This is a genomic window from Ellagibacter isourolithinifaciens (assembly GCF_008831035.1).
Classification (GTDB): domain Bacteria; phylum Actinomycetota; class Coriobacteriia; order Coriobacteriales; family Eggerthellaceae; genus Ellagibacter; species Ellagibacter isourolithinifaciens.
Genome location: NZ_WAJR01000035.1, coordinates 1 through 16,522, shown reverse-complemented (window position 1 = coordinate 16,522; position 16,522 = coordinate 1). Strand labels below are relative to the sequence as shown.

Below are 16,522 nucleotides of genomic sequence, written 5' to 3'. Positions count from 1 at the left end.
TTTGCTGGAAAAGGAAGCGCCCCTTGCGGGGCGCGTGTCAATTCTTCTCGTTGGGGTGTATCAGCCAACCGTGGAACACTGTAGCAGCGATGTTTGGAATGGCGTAGCAAAAGCGGTGAAATAGTCAGTCGTGGACACCGAGTCGTACGACTCGTGCTCGGCTTCCTGCGCGCGATCAAGGACCGCGGCGCGCGCGGCGTCCAGCTCGTGACGTCCGACGCGAACAAAGGACCGGCTGGGGCGATCGGGGGAGGTCTTCCGGGGCGCCTCCTGGCGGAGATGCGCCGTCCACCTGATGCGCGGCTGCATGCGCGAGGCGGGGTCGCGCCAGCTCAAGAGGCGGGTCGGCCGCATGCTCTCGCCGGCGTTCCGCGCCAAGGACGCCGCGACGGCGCGGGCCATGTGCCACGTGGCCCGCGACATGCTGCGCGATTGCTGCCCCAAGGCCGCCGCCGTGGCCGAGGAGGCCGAGCCCGACGCGCTCGCCTACCTGGGATTTCCGCCGTCGCACTGGAAGCGGCTGCGCGCGAACAACGTGCAGGAGCGGGCAAACCCACCCTGCGTGGTTTCCTGGATGCCATTGGTCTCGCCGTCCATGTTCCTGCCTACCTTTCGTCTCGTGAGGCGGGCAGAGACGAACAATGCCCGCACCTTTACCGGTACGGGCATCGTCGCAGCGCGTCACAAAGACAGAATCAAAGGTTGCTAGTCCCAATCATCCTCTTCGCCGTCTAGCAGCTCGAAAGCAGACCAACTCCAATGGTTCTTTTTACTGTCCCAGCTCTTCTTTGCCTTCACCCTAACGTAGGAACGTCGTCCCGCCAAATCGACGAGGGAAGCAGGAACGAAGCAGTCATCGATGAAGCCAAATCCTTTTCTCGCAACGTCGAGATAGCCCTCGAATACCCTTTCGAAAGACTCGGCAGCAGGATCTTCCCCGAGCTCAATGCTCGAAGCCTCCCAAGCCCAACTCTTATCTTTTCGGAAGACCCTTCTGCAACTACCGGACACTTTCTGGTATTGTTTAGCGTTTAAGCCTTTTAACAGAGTGGGCGACACCCAGACGTTATCAGGCTTACCACGGACAAAACCGAAATCTCTGATGATATCTATAAGACCGGAGTAGTTGCCCAAAAAGAATTTGCTAATTTCTGCCTGCGGCCATTCTTCAACTTTGCCAAGAATTGCTTTCTTTTCAGGGCCGCAATGCCCCCTATAGCAACGTCCGACTTCCAGCCGATCTGCAAGGCTCCCATGTACGAGCTCCCTATTCGCGATTAACGAGTTGGTCTTATCGTATCCGGCAGATATTACAATTCCGACAATCCCTTTATCGCGGTCCTCCCATTCAGCGTAAAACTCGGTCCAGGGCAGCATGTCTGCCAGTATATCCTCCGCGTCTTTAGATAGCCTTTTGTAAGCTTCGGCGCAGTCATCGCTGGGCTCATTCTGCCGATACCATTCTTCGCTCTTCGCCCATTCGACGGCCGCAGATGGCTTCCATTCATGCTCCGCCCTGAAGCTCTCTATCAATTCGGCTTCAGCTCTAGCGTGCCCGAACATGCCTTCTTTTGCGAACACCTGCAAAGCTTCCTCGTGGACGCTCAACGCGGTCTGGACGTCATTGGATACAGAGAGCCCCTTGAACAGGCACTGTTCGTACATCTCTTCTGAATCGTTCTTCCATGCTCGACCATAAGCAGCCCATGCCCAAGCCTGCCTAGGCTCGGACGCGACGATATTCGCAAGCCGTGCGCGGGACTGTTCAAATAAGCCAATGTCCGTCAACAGCAGGCCGAGCTTGTACGATTCCCATTTCCATGACTGGCATCGACCCGAGTCTAGGAGGGTTTGAAGCTCATTTGCCGACCGAAGCTTCTGCTCGACCGTTGCTATAGGCTGCCCACCTCTATCCTGCGCCATAAGCGCCTCAAGGTACTGGGAAGTGAACGACTGAGCTAGCGACGGATAAGTCTTATCGCCATCTTTTTTCTCCTCATAGTCCATGCTGCTATACTCAGTAGGGCCATACCACTCTGCCAGCTTGATTATGCTGGCCGCATCGTCCAGGAGACCCTTGGAGAACATGAGCAATACGTCACCGGTGTGCATCATGGAACCCTGTGGCCATTGGACTGCCTCTTGCAGAAGGTATTGCACGCCTCGTAAGTTCTTGGCTTTCCGACAGCCCCATCCTATATGGACCAACTTGCCTACAGCATAAGCAAGCACTTCTCGCGCTTCACTTGAACTATGGTCGAAGTATCGGAACAGGGACAAGGTTTGCACGAAACGTTCGAGAGACAACCCTCGTCCTTGATCGTCGCCAGCATGGCGCTTCAGTTCATCGTATAGCGTCCATAGAACCGCTTCACTCGCCACGTCGTCCTGCTCCGCTTGGGCGCCTATGGCTTCAGGAGGAAGGCCTAGAAAAGTAGCCCACGAATCCGCACCGATGTTAAGCCAGTTGAGGATCATCCCGCTTCCTTGGTAATCGGCCTTAAGACCAATGAGCAGAGGCCTGGCAATGTCTACGGTGTAAAGCACCGTGCCTCTTCTCCATCTGCAGATCTCGGATGCCAGCAAACGCAAAGAATCTAGGTTCCCCTGCTTGGCCAAGTCCCAACACACACTGCGAACTTTATTAATCAGGTTTTCAATAAATAGCTCATCCCTGTCCCTCCTGATTGGGAAGGCGCGAATCTGCGCCAGCGTTTGTACGAATGCGCGTACGTCTGAGTGAAATCTTGAACTGTTATCGAAATATCTTTTCAAGCAATCGTGAAGCACCCATGTGTATGCGCTCATGAAAGTCTCTTCGCGATTTCCGGTCTGATATACCGCCTTCGCGTATCCGTACGCTTCCCTAAGCTGGCCCGATTTTCTCAACTCGGTAACGTGCGCCGCCTCTTCGCTAGGTACATAGGCCATCTTCTACACCCACAAACTCATATCAGGATTTGACATTGCGTAATACTCGCAAATCTCGCGCACAACTTCTGAGAAAAGCGCTATGTCACCCGCAACGGCCTTGAACCCACTTATTGCGCCATCCTTCTTGTAGTCGACTTGTATTTCGACCGATGCGCCGTGCCTCCTTATCGCGAGGACATCCCTGTAGTTCGAAGAGGAAACAATGGCTAGCTCGCAATCATCAACGATATCCCTGCTGAGGATGTCATATAGCCAGGACATCTGCCCACCCGCGCCGATGCTCGAAGGGACGAAAGATCCGCAGACCGAATCCCTGAATGATTCGAAGAGCTCCTTGTCCCCCTTGGCATAGCGTGGCAACTTGACTTTACCGTCATTGCCATAATCAAATATCGCCTTGAAGCTCTTGTCGCCTTGTGCGATTTCGTAGATTTCCTGATAGCGCACCGATTTCGTGTCCGCTATTGCCATTTCGCTCGTAAGCGACGTCTCGACAAGATTGCGCACGTCCGCGCTAACGGAGTCCATGGTAGAAACGAGCACAACTGGTTTCTTAGCGCTATGTCCCGCCTGTTGCTCGATAACTCCGAATTCGGTTTTCTCGAACGGGGACACGGGCTCCCATCTGACCAGGTTAACGCGACCCTTTGCTCGGCTGATGCCGGTGTATAAGAACCTAAAATAGCCAGCGTTGCGTCTGCCTCCTTCAAACTTTGTGGAGAAAGTAATCTCGTCATATTCGCTCGATATGGCCTTGTGAACAGTCATGCACCATCCAAATTTGATATGTGCCGCATTCAGCCATCTTGCATACTCGCTGCTTGATCCCTGCATCTCACGTTCAATTTCGTCGCGATATCTCTTTTCGTAGATGGTCAGGTATCTGCCGTCTTTTGGGTCGCGATACTGCCCTGCAGCGTTGATTGCATATTCGCCCGACTCCATCATCTCTTTGAAATGCTTGCTGCCTTCAAATGGATGGGCTTTCATGTATTCGGCGAACAGCCTCGTAAGATGGACCTTCAAGGTGGTCTCCTGCATCAAATTGAGATCTGGTCCGTCAGACTGAAGCGCCTCCAGGATAAAAGGCACCCGATACACTTCCGATATCCTTGATGAATCCAGATGTACATCGGCATTAACAAGCGTCAACCGGATAGGGGCCTCTTCTTTCGAGACTTGCTCCTCCAGGACAAGCCAGTTGCTTTCGTTGGTGTCGATTGCAACGACTTTACCTGTTTCCCCATTTTCGATTCTCCTAGGCTCCATGTCGTCGAACTGTGAGACTGAGCCATACGATTGATACCTTTCTGAGGGATATGCGTAGGTTTGGTTCTGAAAGACAATAATGTCACCAGGGGCAACAAGTCTCCCGTTTCCGAGAATGCGTGTTTTGATGTATTCGTTAAGCCCACATGCCTGCCTGTTTGTGTACGCAAGGACCTTGTGCCTAAGGTGGTCCATGCTCGCATTCTCGAGGAGCCCTCTCTCGAGGCTTGAATCGCAAATCCTTACCTGGTCCGTTTCCTCAAGTACCAGGTTGGTGGTTCTTCCTTGCCGAATTGCGTTCGCAATTTGCAAGCACGCTTCCTGGATTCCTGTGGGATTCTGGACGTCCGGAAGCTCCAGCGTTTCTACGGTGAAACTGTCTCCATACCATGCTTCATTCAGGCAGGATTCGCTCCACGAACCGAACCCAAGCTGGAATTTATCGCCGACGAAGACGATTTTATCTTCGCATCCCTCTTCTTTAATGCCAGTGTATTCGAACAGGTCCGATAGAAGGTGGCCAGACCCAAACTGGATCATTTCGCCCGTACGGCCAGAGTCGGTGACTAGCTGGCTTTCGTAAATAATGTAAATATGTCGCCTGGCAACAGTATCATTCTCATCGCAGTCAGAGAACGGATCGTGTTCAACCCTAGGGGCCACTGGAACAACCCGCATACCAGTGTCATCGATATGCGTGCCGGAAAAGTCAAAAATTGTGGCATACAGGCTCTCGACCTCGTCAATCGTACTGCCAAGGTTTCTCTTGACTCTGTTCGATAGGGCGAAAACACGCGCAGACGAAAAGCCAGCTCGGAATGACTCTTCGCGGATGACCGGAGCTATCTGCGCTTTGTTGGTGCCGACGGCGCCGGTCACGATGAGAACAGAAGAATCTCCCTCAAGAAAAGATCTAATCTTCTCGTTTTGAGCGGGCGCCTCCTGAGAGCTTTCAGGAGGCTCATTTTGAAGTGGTTGCGTGCGTTCGATGCCCAAGAGGGCGGGGTTGATCTCCAAATCATAATCAGTGGAGCCGAACACTTTCCCGTCGAATGTATTGAGAAACTTGCCACTCAATAACCCGGCGTCTTCTCTACCCGCGCTAACAACGTCGAAAAGCTTCTCTAGAAACGTGTTTTCGTCAGCTATGTGAAAGTAGCTCCTTACATTTCCAGGTATGGAGCCCTGTACGTTCATCGTCTTAGCGAAGCAAACCATAGTCGAAACAAAACGAGGATTAAAACTCGAGAGGTTCCGGCAAAACGTCTCAAGGATTCTCACCAAACGCTCGCGCTGAAGGCCAGTTTGATAAAAGGGATTGGGGCTGCTTCCACCCTTAACCACAATGCCATCGGCAGTTTCCCAAGGACCCCTCCTGAAAGAAGCCTCATCAGGGAGCATCAGCGTCCCGCCATAGTCCTTGAAATCGATAATCGTCAGGGTTTTGTCCGTTATCAAAAGTGCATCAATCTGAAGCCTGCTGTCAACTTTGCATTCGGGCATTCCCATCAGCAACGCGGGGATGCCTTTCTTGTCGAAGTATGCTTTTACCGATCGTGCAAAATACCGAAAGAACTCGTTCTCATGCGCTCGGTCAGCAAGCCCGTACTTGACGACAACTCCATCTTCAAGCATCAATTCCTCCTCGAGGTAACGTAAAATTCTTTGCGCACTTTGAAAGCTGAACACGCCCAGAAAAAGAGAACGACATGGCGCGTGCCGTCGGCATGATTTGAGTGTCGAATTCAATCATGCCAGGAGGCAGGCCGTGTCCAACCCAATCGTATCATTCGACGAGCAGGCCGTGAAAGACGAATTGCGCGAGCTAGCCAGGAAAACCATCGAGGAGACCATCAACGCGATGCTCGACGAGGAGGCCGACCAGCTCATCGGCGCCGGGCCCTACGAGCGCACCAATGAGCGCGCCGCTTACCGCGCCGGCCGCCGCCAACGCCTCTTCACCACGACGTCGGGCCAGCTCACGCTCAAGATGCCCAAGCACAAGGGCATGCGCTTCGTCACGGCGGTCATCGAGCGCCGCAAAAGGTGCGAGACGTCGGTCGATGAGACCGTCATCGAGATGTACCTGGCCGGGGTGTCGACGCGCCGCATCGAGGACGTCGGCGAGATCCTGCGGGGCGCGGGCGTTTCCGCCGGCACGGTCCCCAACCTCGACGAGAAGGCGTTCAAATCGGTCGACGAGTGGCGGTGCCGGCCGCTGACCTGCGAATACCCGTACGTCTACGTCGACAGCATCTACCTGAAGCGCAGCTGGGGCGGCTCCTGCGGGAACGTCGCCGTCATGGTCGCCATTGGTGCGAACGAGGACGGCCATCGCGGGGCGATCGGGTGCGCCGAGGGCTTCACCGAGTCGGCCGAGTGCTGGCGCGGCTTCCCGTCGTGGCCGAAGCCGTGCGGCCTTCGCGGCGTGCGCATGCTCACCGGCGGCAAGGCCGCCGGCATGGCCGGCTCGATCGCCGGGGTGTTCCCGAAGGCAAAATGCCAGCGCTGCACCGTGCACTTCTACCGCAACGTTCTTGCCAAGGTCCCCAAATCGAAGAGGCCTCGCGTCACGGCCATGCTCAAGGCCGTCCACGCGATGGAGTCGCGCGAGGCCCCAGCCGCCGAGGCCGAGGCCGTGGCGGCCGATCTGGAGTCCGTGAGGCTCAAAGAGACCGCCGAGGTCGTGCGCGGCGGGCGTGCCGAGACTCTCGCGTACTGCGCGATGCCCCGCGAGCATCGGCGGCGCATCCGCGCGAACAACGCGATCGAGCGGCTCAACGGGGAGATAAGGCGCAGGACCCGCGCGGTCGGCACCTTTCCCGACGGCAAGTCCGCGCTCATGCTGGTGGCCGCCCGCCTGAAGTACGTCTCCGACAGCGAATGGGGATTGCGCCGCTACCTGGGCGCGCTGCTTCTCAAGGAGCAGTCATGCTGACGGCTGGCTGAATTTGCGCAAAACTATTGACGGCACCTTCCCCTTGTTGCTTGTGCTCTTTGGCCTAGGGGAGGAAAAATGCTCTCAACCAGAGGATGCCGCAGCAGCTACGACCGCATCGTCAAGATCAAGGGCGTCACCGCGCGCCCGATACTGTTCAGCCAGCTTATGCGGAGCGACGGAGAGGGGGAATGAACCCCGAGCAGCTGTTTGCCGGCGATCGCAGCTCCGTCTCCGAGCAGGGGTGTGTCCTACGAGGACGAGCTGCACAGCGAGGGGGAGTACGTCACCGTCTACGCGATCTACAAGCGCCAGGCCCTGCGAAGTTGCATTAGGGCGGCATTGTCTGCCAGTCTTCGGGAAACCCGAGCATGTCGAGCTCGATATTGTTGTGTTCCTCGAGCAGGTCGTCGACCTTCAGCCTCCAGAGGGTTGCGTCGTCGATCGCATCGAGCAGGTAGCAGAGCACCGAAAGGACGGCGAACGTCTTTCCGCTGGACGCCTCGAAGCCATTTCAATTCCTGGGGATTACGGGTCGTACGCCCCAGGTCCTGTTCCAGATGCGCGAATGGTGGCAGCACGCGCTTCTCGCGACGCGCGGCACGGAAAGCCAATTCTTGAGCACGGGAACCCTGGTGCCGAGCTCGGAGGCGGTTTTTGTTCTCGCGTCCGGAGATACTTTCTGGTAGAGCAGCTTGATGGTTCCCATTGTCGCGCATTAAACCATCATCTAATAGGGCGGCAGGTTGTGCTTGTCGCCGTACTTGGCGACGAAATGTTTGATGAGCTGCTCGCTATTCTTGACCGCGGATAATTCGCGGTTGAGCCTGGCCTTGGTGGATTCGGGGAAGCCGAAGGAGCCATCCTCTTCGACTGCAAGATAGGAGAGTCTGCTGCGGAGATAGATCTCGATGTCGGCGATGGCGCTGAGCATGACGAGCCTCAGGTCGCGGTCGAGCTTGTAGGCACGCATGACCTGGCCAGGTTCAAGGCCGAGTGTGACGTGATTGCGACGAACCGTTGGAGTGATGATTTGTCTGACGTGTCCGACAAGGTATGCACGCGCGACCCGTTTAAGAAGGATTGAGCTCGCTGCGATGTTGGAAGGTGGAGGATGGATCCGAGTGTTATCGTTCAGATTGATGCTTGCTCGCTTGCTTCTTTGTGCAGCATCGGCGCGATGGGGATCGCCGTCTGAGCCCTACATGAGAGCCGGGGGCCACGGCCGTCGCCTTCCTCGAGAACGTTCGCGACAAATCGTGCGTCCTGTTCGGCATCGCGAACTTCGGTACCGGAGTTGCCTCGAACATTGAGATCAGCGGGTTCGATTACGCTCTGGTGGGCGAGCGTGGGCTGCTAGGCAGGCCCAAGCATCGTGCAGGCCATAAGCCGCAAGCTCGCATGGTGGCGCGGCGAGTGCGGCCACGTCTACCAGATGGCCGTCCGCGACAGGGCGAGGGCCAAGCCGGGCTACTGCCCGTACTGTTCGGGGAGGAAGAGGCCCGAGAGGCCGATAAGGCTCGACTAGCCCTCGGCCCCTCGGCGAGGAAGGAACGGGGGGAGGCGTCGGTGCCTCCTGCCCATAGGCGTGATCTTGCGAATATTGGACTGGACGGCTATGTGTGGCAGCTATGAGGGTCCGCATCGTTTTCGATGACTGGATTTATGTATACGTCGACGTTGATGCGAAGAATCGTCCCATTGGGAATCTGCCCCAATGGGACGATTTTCTATTCGATTCGAAGGCAGCTTTTCGGAGCCGGTTCATCGTCGATGACGGTCGGAATGAGCTGTAAAAGTCTGGAGGTTCAAACTCCAGGAAACAGATAGTTCGGCTATCTAGTCGGAGCATTTCTGCAGGTAATCTTGTTTTTTCGTCTTGACAAAAGGGATGTCCATAGTGGGCCCGCGTCCTGCGCTGCCAAACGAGGTAGCAACCTACAACGACTACCAGCGCCAAAGGCTGCTGGTGAAGCCCGGCATGACCTGCTACTGGCAAACCCGCCGCAACCGCGACTCGATTACCTTCGACGAGTGGGTCGATTTTGATTTGTGGCGACTCTATCGAAACGCCCCATTCTAGTAACGATCGCATAGGTCACGTTGTGTGCAGCGGTGCCAATGCCGATGAGGCGGCCGCACGCGCCGAGTGTGCGCTCGGGGAGATTGAGGTGGAACTCATTTAGCGTTGGGTGACTAGTATAATAATTCCGCTGAAGGTCTGCATAAGGCTATTGATTGGTGCTATTTCGATATATGCAGTAGGTGGGTTTTATGGGAGCTAAGAAGGGTGAACGAGGAGAGGCGACTCTTGATAAGCGCGCCGGGCTTTCCGACGACGATTTGAAATGGGTTCTCGACAGGACGGGTGCCTACATTCGCGATGCCGATGCCAAGAACGGGATGGTTATCGCGGCACTGGCTGTTATCGTTGCCGTTGCCTTCCCCAATGGGGAGTTCGTTTTAGCGGCAAAGTCGATGGTCGTCGATGGCGGCTGGCATCTCGTCGTCGTCGTGCTTTGCGGCCTTTCCGCGTTGCTTTTGGTTCTTGCCGTGTTGGGGTCAATCTTCCCAAGGTTAGACCTTGAGGGGCGAAGGAAATCCGTTCTTTTCTATGGCGACATCGACTGTTACTCGAATGTGGGGGCGTTTCTTTGGGATGCCGAAAGAGCGGACTTGCGAGAGGAGTTGGCTGGGCAGATTTACGTGAACTCCAGGATAGCGAAGAGGAAGATGGCGCTTAACCGATGGTCTCTTGTTTTCTTGTTGCTGTTTATGCTGTTGTGTGCCTTGGTTATGGTCATCGGTTCGGGGAGATAGGTTATGCACTACGATTATCGCGCGGGGAAGAAACGAATCGACGAGATTCTTGATAGCGGGATGGCGGTTATCGAAAAGAATAGGCTACCGAAGAACGATGAGCTGACTTTCGACAACTCGTATCTGTCGTGGATTTCTGCTATCTTCATCGACATTAGGGAGTCGACGGAGCTGATGGCTCGCGATGATCAGGAATACGTCGCTAAGATAGTCCGTTGTTTCACCTCTGAGCTCATCGAGATTCTGCGCGGTGAGGACAACCTGCGAGAGATTGGCATCCGGGGTGACTGCGTGTATGCAGTGTATACCACGCCGAAGAAGCGGGACATAGATAACGTTTTTGATCTCGCTGTGTGGTGCAACACTTATCTGAACATGCTCAATGCTGTTTTGCGCAAGCGTGGCCTTGACACGCTCAGGGCTGGAATTGGTCTCGGTGTTGGGCATGATCATGTAATCAAAGCTGGAAGGAAGGGCGTCGACATTAATGCTCATGTATGGATGGGCGATGCGGTATCGACTGCATCTAAATTGAGTGGGTATGGGCAGAAGGACCATCGCCAGCGCATCTGGATGTCATCATTGTTCTATAACAACATTATCGATATCGAGGTAGAGCGCAACAGCGAAGCGAAGAGCTGGTTTAGTAAATCCTCCGGAGAGCCTCATGGATGTTATCAGTGCAATGTTGTTAAGACGCTGATGAATGATTGGATAAATGGCGGAATGGACTAAGCGTGTAGAGACGGAGAAGCACAGGCGGTACCATCAATGCTTTAGCGAATTATTAGCCAGCCGTCGATAAGGATACGGTTACTTCTTGAGCAAGCGACGCGTTCAGGTAGCGGCGAGATCTTCATTCGTTGTCGGCGACGTGCTCCAGTTGGGCGACCATCAGCATCAGCGCGGATTCCCCTGTTGAGCCGCTCGGTCGCATTATTCGTGCGGATGCGCCGCCAATGCTCGCGCGGTATTTCGCAGTACGTCAGCGTCTCGGTGAAGTCCTCGCGAACCACCTTCGCCGCCTCCTTGAGCTCCATCGACCCGAGCTCGCCGGCGACGGATTCCGCCTTTGCCCCCAACGCGCCGCGCGATTTCGTCGCGTGGATCGCCTTGAGCATGGCCGCGACCTGGGAGCGCTTGGATTTGGGGGCCTTGGCCAGCGCGTTGCGGTAGAAGCGTACCGTGCAGCGCTGGTATTTGGCCCCGGGGAACACCTCGGCGATCAAGCCCACCATGCCGGCGGCCTTGTCGTCGGTGAGCATGCGCACGCCTCGCAGGATCTTGCTGACGCCCTCGATGCGGCGTGCAAGACGCTGGCGAGCTGGCTGGCCTTCTTGTCGGATGATACGATTTGCTTGGACTTGGCCTGTCTCCTGGCATGATTGAACTAGATGCTCAGATCATACCAACGGCATGTGCCATGTTCCTTCTCTATTCCGACACTCCTCGGGAAGATTCGTGGTCGATTCTATGGCCGGCATCAGATGTGATAAATTGAAATTTAGTGACTTGAATGGCTTTTTCTCTGGTATCGGCTTACGTCCAATCTGAAAAAATGGGTGATGAATATGCACTTAGCAAGTGTCAGAATACGGAACTATAGGCTGCTCGTCGATGCGGAGCTCGAAGTCGATTCTGCGACAACGCTGATTGTTGGGCGGAACAACACTGCGAAAACTTCGCTGTTCAACTTCATCAAGGGCATTCTGGAAGGCGGTCCGTTCGGTTTTGATGACTATCCGCTTTGGAAGCGTAAGGGTCTTTGCGATAGCGTTAACGAATACATTTGCGGCAAGTTGTCCTTTGACGACCTCTGTGCATCGGTGGAGCCGATTGTGGCGGAGTTTCGCATCGACTACTCCCAAGAAGGCGAGGAGGATGGGCTAGGGGCATTGTCCCCGTTCATTATCGACGTCGATCCGGAGCTAACTACCGCTCTGATTGTTGTTGAATACGGTCTGGCTCGGAACGAGAAAAAGCTGAGAGACGTCCTGGCGGGAGGCCGCGGCGACGAGGATGGTTTTGACGATGCCGAGGCAGTTTGCGATGCAATCAAGAGCGAATTTAAGAAGCTGTTTTCGATGACTGTCTATGCGGTTAATCCGGTCAAAGAGAACGAACGGCAGGTCAAGGATATCGGCGAGCTCAAAATGCTGTTTCCCTCTTGCTACATCCCGGCGGAGCGTCTTCTTGGGGAAGACGGTTCGAAGAGCGACCCCTTGGCTTCGCTCATCACCGAGTTCTTCGATTCGAGTGCGAGCGAGCTGGGCCCAGAGGTTGCCGAAATGATGAAGGACCTGCATGGCGTTGTTGGTAGGGCGAACAAAGAGGTCCAGGGAAAGAGTGATGAGGTTCTAAGCAGTCTCGTCAACGAGGCGGTTGGTTTTGGGTATCCCAATGCCGAGGAGCTCCAGCTGGCCGTTACTACGCGGTTGGATTTTGATGAGCAGATAAAGAACCAGTCGCTTCTTTCGTATACGGCGAAGGAAGCTGGCGAGAGCTTGCCCGGGACGCACAACGGTCTAGGCTACAAGAACCTGATAAAGATGGAATTCCTTCTTGCGGCCTTTGCTAAAAGCGTCGCGAAAGCCGGCAATGCGTGTATTCCCCTGCTCTTCATCGAGGAGCCTGAATCCCATATGCATCCGCAGATGCAGCACGCCTTTGCCAGATATCTTGAATCGTTCATCAAGCGGATTGGCAACACTAGCATACAAACCTTCCTGAGCTCGCATTCCGCCCACGTTGCTAATACGATACCTTTCGCGCAGATACGGTACGCCCAGAAGACGAAGGACGGGATCGTTTATAAAAATCTGAGCACCTTCGCTGACAAGCATCGAGACAACACCGATTTCATCATGAAGTACTTCACGTTGACTCGATGCGACCTGCTGTTTGCCGATAAGGCGATTCTTGTCGAGGGCGCATCCGAGCGGCTCTTGCTTCCGGATATCATCGAGAAATGCGCCGCCGCCGGCGACTTCGACGGCCAGAAGTACAGGCTGACCGAACAGTACTGCTCTTTGATTGAGGTCGGAGGCGCATATGCCTACAAGTTCTTGCCTTTTGTTGAGTTCCTGGGAATTCCCTGCCTGGTTATAACCGATCTCGATTCGGTTGCCGGTGCTAACAATAGGGCTGTGTCCGTGTCTCAAGGGGAGACAACGTCGAACGCGACCATTAAGTGGTGGGTGCGGAGAAATGTGGGTCTTCCCGAAGATGGCAGCTCGAAAATCGAGCTGCCAAGCGTGATTTCGATGCCTGCCGAAAAGAAGACTCGGAAGCAATGTCATATAGAATTCCAGACCGAGGAGCACGGCTTTTGCGGCAGGTCGCTTGAAGAAGCCATACGCAATGTGAACCGTGCGATATACGGTTTGGATAATGATGCGACTGAGGATGATTTGACATTTGGTAATGGGAGCAAGACGGATTTTGCGCTCGACCTCATATATAAGCACGATAGCTACACCGTACCTGCTTACATTAGGGATGGGCTTGTTTGGCTCAACGACCAGAAGACGATTGGTTAGGTGGCGCTTATGACGGAATCGTCGATTGAGGCTAACTACAATCGCGCCAAACTTGAGGCAGATAAGGTTGACCTGCTCATAGCTGAAGCCCTTGAGAATGGGTGCAGCTTCCTTGTTGAGGCCGGTGCGGGCTCTGGAAAGACTTACTCGCTTAACCAAGCCGCGGCGTGGGTTCAAGAGAACAAGTGGGCCGAATATAGAAAGAACGCCCAATCTGCCGTTTGCATCACCTATACCAATGCTGCCGTCGAGGTTATCAAGGAGAGGCTTCCGGAAAACTCTCCCGTGCTTCCGCGAACGATTCACGCTTTTGCCTGGGAGGCGATAAAGCAGTATCAAAGCTTTCTGGTCAAAACTGTGACGGAGAACTTGGATTATATGCCGGATGAAGGGGATTTCGCTCGGGTTGACGAGGTTCGCTATACCCTTGGCAACCGGTACAGAGAGAACGGTGTGCAGTACCTTTACCACGATGACGTTCTAAAGCTGTTCTGTGAGCTTCTGGACAACGGGAAGTTTCGTCGGATGTTCGCCGACAGGTATCCTCTGATCTTGATTGATGAGTATCAGGACTCATACGGCCCCATCGTCGAGAAGTTCGTTGAATATTTCATTGAGCCCGGCGCCGCGCCGCAGTTCGGCTTTTTTGGCGACGCCTGGCAGACCATATACCAGTCAAACAAGGCGTGCGGAGCCATCTCGAGCGACTGGTTGAAGGTTATCAGGAAAGGGTCAAACTTCAGGTCGGCGCCGCGGATAGTTCGGCTGCTGAATGACATTCGCCCCGACTTGCCGCAGACCTCCGCCATCGACGGCTTTGAGGGGGAAGTCGTGGTGATAACGAATGACGATTACTCTGGATCCCGTCGCAACGACCGCAACTTCAAGGGCGAGTTGCCCCCTGATGTGCTCAGAGAACGATTGGATGAGGTTACCGGGCTCATTCGTGGCAACGTTTTGCCGGAGGAGACGACCAAGACGCTTATGATCACTCATAAGGTGCTGGCTTCGCAACAAGGATATGACGAGCTTCTCGCCATTATCGGCGACGCTCTTCGGGACGAGGAAGATGTCTTTCTGATCTTCTTCAAGGATGTCGTCGAACCAGTTTATCGCGCGTTGTGCGAATCGGACCACGCAGGGCTGTTCGAGGCTTTGGGAGTAAAGCGTTATCCTATAAACAAGAAATCCGACAAAATACGTTGGCACGAGCTTCGCCGCTCGCTCGAGAGCGCGAGAAACTCCAAAGCGATTGATGTGGTCAATGCGGTTGTGGGGAGCGGCCTGGTGCCCATTCCCCCAAAGATCGAGGGGTGGATGTCTCTCTATCGAGGCGATTCGAGTACGCTCTATGCCTCTTCTGCTTCGATTGGGCAATACCTCGGACTTGATTATCAGCAGTTTGTTGCGGCAATTGAGTTTCTCCAGCCTGATGCTTCTTTTTCGACCGAGCACGGCGTCAAAGGCGAGGAATATGACAACGTCGTGTTTGCGATCGGACGAGGTTGGAACCTGTATCAGTTTGACGTTTACGCGCCGATGATCACCGGTCAAGTACCTATACCCTCGGGGAAGCAAGCATCTTTTGAGAGAAACAGAAACCTTTTCTACGTATGTTGCTCGCGGCCCAGAAAAAGATTGTTCTTTTTCGTGTCGATACCTCTTTCCCTGGAGTTCCGGTCATTTCTGCACGATTTGGCTGGAGAAGAAAACTGCTATACATATGGCGACTTTTTGAGGGAGTGGCCGGAGAGGACAATCGCAGCGTGCGTCAAAAATGGCGCGTCTTAACCGACGCCGCTTTTTGGCCCATGCTTATCGCAAACGTCTTTTATCTTGGAGGCTTGTGGCGTCTGTCAACGGGGACGCTGCAAGGCGCGACATGTGGGCCGGGCCCATGGAGCGCTGCCTGGCGTCGGGCGTGGCTGTCGGAGAGCGGTGCTCGCTGAGCAAGGTGAGCGAGTCGAGTCCGTGCAGGCGACTCGCCGTCTTCTGTGACGAGGAGCTCGGCCGCTTCGCCGGGAAGAGCTCGGGGGCGTCCGGTTGGGCGAAGCCTCCGCGCAACGGCTTCGCCGCGGATCCGTTCACCGCGTCCGATGTCGTATACATATCCAAGAGGCCCCAGGACATGCGTTTTTGGATCCAGAGGTTGGCCTCGATCGTGGCGGCCGACTTCGGGCGCGACCCCGTTGACGGCGTGCTGTGCTGCTTCGTGGGCTGAGATTGCGAGAAGATGAAGCTTCTGCGTTTCGGTCTGAACGGCCGATGATGCTCAACGCAGGCGAACAGGGGGGATCGAGCCGGAAAAGTTGGTGCAAGCGAAGCGGATCGAAACGGCTTTGAAGGTAAACGGCCTTCGCCCTAGAATCTGGAATTGCGACATAACAGATTCTTGGAAAGGGCGAAGACCGCAATGGGGAGTCTAGCGGAAAGCATGCGGCAGCCGGCCCGAGGTTCGAGGACGGGTCGGCGAGCCTGAGGGAGCTCATGAGGCGCATCGCCGAGTACGTCGTGAACGCGATCATGGACGCCGAGGCCGACCAGCTGTGCGCGGGAGGCGTCAACAGCCGCAACGGCTACCGCGAGCGCAGCCTGGTCGCCTGCGTCGGCTAGCATGACGATCGGGGCGTCGGTGCGTCTCTCGGAGAAGATTGGGACGACTGTTCTTTAGCCGTGTCTTTCGAGAACGGCGAGACGCTTAGCGCGAACGCCCATCTGAATGAAATTGCAAAAGCAGCGGATGTTCAAGTTAAACTCTTTGGGCTGTATGCGAACATGGCAAATCGTCGGGTTGGACCAAGGGCTCTTCAAAACCGCTCTTCTTCCCGTGACAAGCGATGACGACGGATCTGCTTGTGAGAAAGAAGCCGTTGAGGCTATCGCTTCCGTGAAGCCTGGTAGTGTCCCGAATGTTGGTGTAGAGCTCGGTTCTCGAGGGTAGCCGCAGGCTGCCCGAGGAGCCGAGAATCACCTAGAATGCCGTCATTCTAGCGCATGCTACGCCGCCTTCCTGCCGGGAATC

The 16,522-nt window shown here is 55.1% G+C and carries 13 protein-coding genes and 3 pseudogenes; 11 read left to right on the top strand and 5 right to left on the bottom strand.

Going from position 1 to position 16,522, the window contains the following annotated elements; all coding sequences use genetic code 11:
- Nucleotides 1-124: 124 nt before the first annotated feature.
- Nucleotides 125-553: pseudogene (locus F8C90_RS10015) on the top strand (transposase); the annotation flags it as partial.
- 152 nt (nt 554-705) lie between these two features.
- On the opposite strand, the gene F8C90_RS10010 reads toward F8C90_RS10015, so the two are convergent.
- Both F8C90_RS10010 and F8C90_RS10005 read right to left on the bottom strand, forming a co-directional pair.
- Nucleotides 706-2,808 carry a DUF7016 domain-containing protein gene (locus tag F8C90_RS10010; protein WP_158050366.1) on the bottom strand — a complete coding sequence of 701 codons (2,103 nt, stop codon included), beginning with the start codon at nt 2,806-2,808 and terminating at the stop codon, nt 706-708.
- A gap of 126 nt (nt 2,809-2,934) precedes the next feature.
- A complete protein-coding gene (locus F8C90_RS10005) occupies nt 2,935-5,838 on the bottom strand; it encodes an NERD domain-containing protein (RefSeq protein ID WP_158050365.1) in 2,904 nt (967 codons plus the stop codon).
- A gap of 133 nt (nt 5,839-5,971) precedes the next feature.
- Here F8C90_RS10005 and F8C90_RS10000 point away from each other — a divergent pair, with 133 nt between their 5' ends.
- On the top strand, nt 5,972-7,141 hold the full coding sequence (locus F8C90_RS10000) for an IS256 family transposase (protein ID WP_158050364.1): 1,170 nt from the start codon (nt 5,972-5,974) through the stop codon (nt 7,139-7,141).
- Between the two features lie 331 nt (nt 7,142-7,472).
- On the opposite strand, the gene F8C90_RS11030 is transcribed toward F8C90_RS10000, so the two are convergent.
- Both F8C90_RS11030 and F8C90_RS11260 read right to left on the bottom strand, forming a co-directional pair.
- On the bottom strand, nt 7,473-7,610 hold the full coding sequence (locus tag F8C90_RS11030) for a hypothetical protein (RefSeq protein WP_170264634.1): 138 nt from the start codon (nt 7,608-7,610) through the stop codon (nt 7,473-7,475).
- A 45-nt stretch (nt 7,611-7,655) separates the two neighbouring features.
- Nucleotides 7,656-8,171, bottom strand: a pseudogene (locus F8C90_RS11260) (Abi family protein).
- A gap of 345 nt (nt 8,172-8,516) precedes the next feature.
- Here F8C90_RS11260 and F8C90_RS11455 point away from each other — a divergent pair.
- The 5 genes from F8C90_RS11455 (at nt 8,517) to F8C90_RS09965 (ending at nt 10,696) form a co-directional block, all read left to right on the top strand.
- A complete protein-coding gene (locus tag F8C90_RS11455; RefSeq protein ID WP_170264633.1) occupies nt 8,517-8,669 on the top strand; it encodes a zinc-ribbon domain-containing protein in 153 nt (50 codons plus the stop codon).
- A gap of 351 nt (nt 8,670-9,020) precedes the next feature.
- Nucleotides 9,021-9,224 carry a sugar transferase gene (locus F8C90_RS09975; protein ID WP_281350344.1) on the top strand — a complete coding sequence of 68 codons (204 nt, stop codon included), beginning with the start codon at nt 9,021-9,023 and terminating at the stop codon, nt 9,222-9,224.
- Between the two features lie 22 nt (nt 9,225-9,246).
- Nucleotides 9,247-9,327, top strand: a complete 81-nt coding sequence (locus F8C90_RS11450) for a hypothetical protein (RefSeq protein WP_425481733.1) — start codon at nt 9,247-9,249, stop codon at nt 9,325-9,327.
- Nucleotides 9,328-9,415: 88 nt separating this feature from the next.
- Nucleotides 9,416-9,961, top strand: a complete 546-nt coding sequence (locus F8C90_RS09970) for a Pycsar system effector family protein (RefSeq protein ID WP_158050361.1) — start codon at nt 9,416-9,418, stop codon at nt 9,959-9,961.
- A gap of 3 nt (nt 9,962-9,964) precedes the next feature.
- The gene (locus F8C90_RS09965) at nt 9,965-10,696 is read left to right on the top strand and encodes an adenylate/guanylate cyclase domain-containing protein (protein ID WP_158050360.1); all 732 of its coding nucleotides are present in this window, start codon (nt 9,965-9,967) and stop codon (nt 10,694-10,696) included.
- Between the two features lie 41 nt (nt 10,697-10,737).
- Here F8C90_RS09965 and F8C90_RS09960 read toward each other — a convergent pair whose 3' ends face one another.
- Nucleotides 10,738-11,226: a transposase gene (locus tag F8C90_RS09960; protein WP_158050359.1), complete on the bottom strand. Its 489-nt coding sequence runs from the start codon at nt 11,224-11,226 to the stop codon at nt 10,738-10,740.
- A 300-nt stretch (nt 11,227-11,526) separates the two neighbouring features.
- On the opposite strand from F8C90_RS09960, the gene F8C90_RS09955 reads away from it, so the two are divergent.
- The 4 genes and pseudogenes from F8C90_RS09955 to F8C90_RS11445 all read left to right on the top strand — a co-directional run.
- Nucleotides 11,527-13,500: an ATP-dependent nuclease gene (locus tag F8C90_RS09955; protein WP_211361092.1), complete on the top strand. Its 1,974-nt coding sequence runs from the start codon at nt 11,527-11,529 to the stop codon at nt 13,498-13,500.
- A gap of 9 nt (nt 13,501-13,509) precedes the next feature.
- Nucleotides 13,510-15,291, top strand: a complete 1,782-nt coding sequence (locus tag F8C90_RS09950; protein ID WP_158050358.1) for a UvrD-helicase domain-containing protein — start codon at nt 13,510-13,512, stop codon at nt 15,289-15,291.
- Nucleotides 15,292-15,382: 91 nt separating this feature from the next.
- Entirely contained in the window at nt 15,383-15,721 is a 339-nt protein-coding gene (locus tag F8C90_RS09945; RefSeq protein WP_158050357.1) for a transposase, read from the top strand.
- 167 nt (nt 15,722-15,888) lie between these two features.
- Nucleotides 15,889-16,110 (top strand): annotated as a pseudogene (locus tag F8C90_RS11445) (hypothetical protein); the annotation flags it as partial.
- Nucleotides 16,111-16,522: the final 412 nt, after the last annotated feature.

What these genes read in the sequence shown, in the direction of transcription:
- F8C90_RS10010 (WP_158050366.1), bottom strand. Translation starts at nt 2,808, where the DNA reads ATGAGCGCATACACATGGGTGCTTCACGATTGCTTGAAAAGATATTTC.
- F8C90_RS10005 (WP_158050365.1), bottom strand. Translation starts at nt 5,838, where the DNA reads ATGCTTGAAGATGGAGTTGTCGTCAAGTACGGGCTTGCTGACCGAGCG.
- F8C90_RS09970 (WP_158050361.1), top strand. Translation starts at nt 9,416, where the DNA reads ATGGGAGCTAAGAAGGGTGAACGAGGAGAGGCGACTCTTGATAAGCGC.
- F8C90_RS09965 (WP_158050360.1), top strand. Translation starts at nt 9,965, where the DNA reads ATGCACTACGATTATCGCGCGGGGAAGAAACGAATCGACGAGATTCTT.
- F8C90_RS09960 (WP_158050359.1), bottom strand. Translation starts at nt 11,226, where the DNA reads ATGCTCACCGACGACAAGGCCGCCGGCATGGTGGGCTTGATCGCCGAG.
- F8C90_RS09955 (WP_211361092.1), top strand. Translation starts at nt 11,527, where the DNA reads ATGAATATGCACTTAGCAAGTGTCAGAATACGGAACTATAGGCTGCTC.
- F8C90_RS09950 (WP_158050358.1), top strand. Translation starts at nt 13,510, where the DNA reads ATGACGGAATCGTCGATTGAGGCTAACTACAATCGCGCCAAACTTGAG.
- F8C90_RS09945 (WP_158050357.1), top strand. Translation starts at nt 15,383, where the DNA reads ATGTGGGCCGGGCCCATGGAGCGCTGCCTGGCGTCGGGCGTGGCTGTC.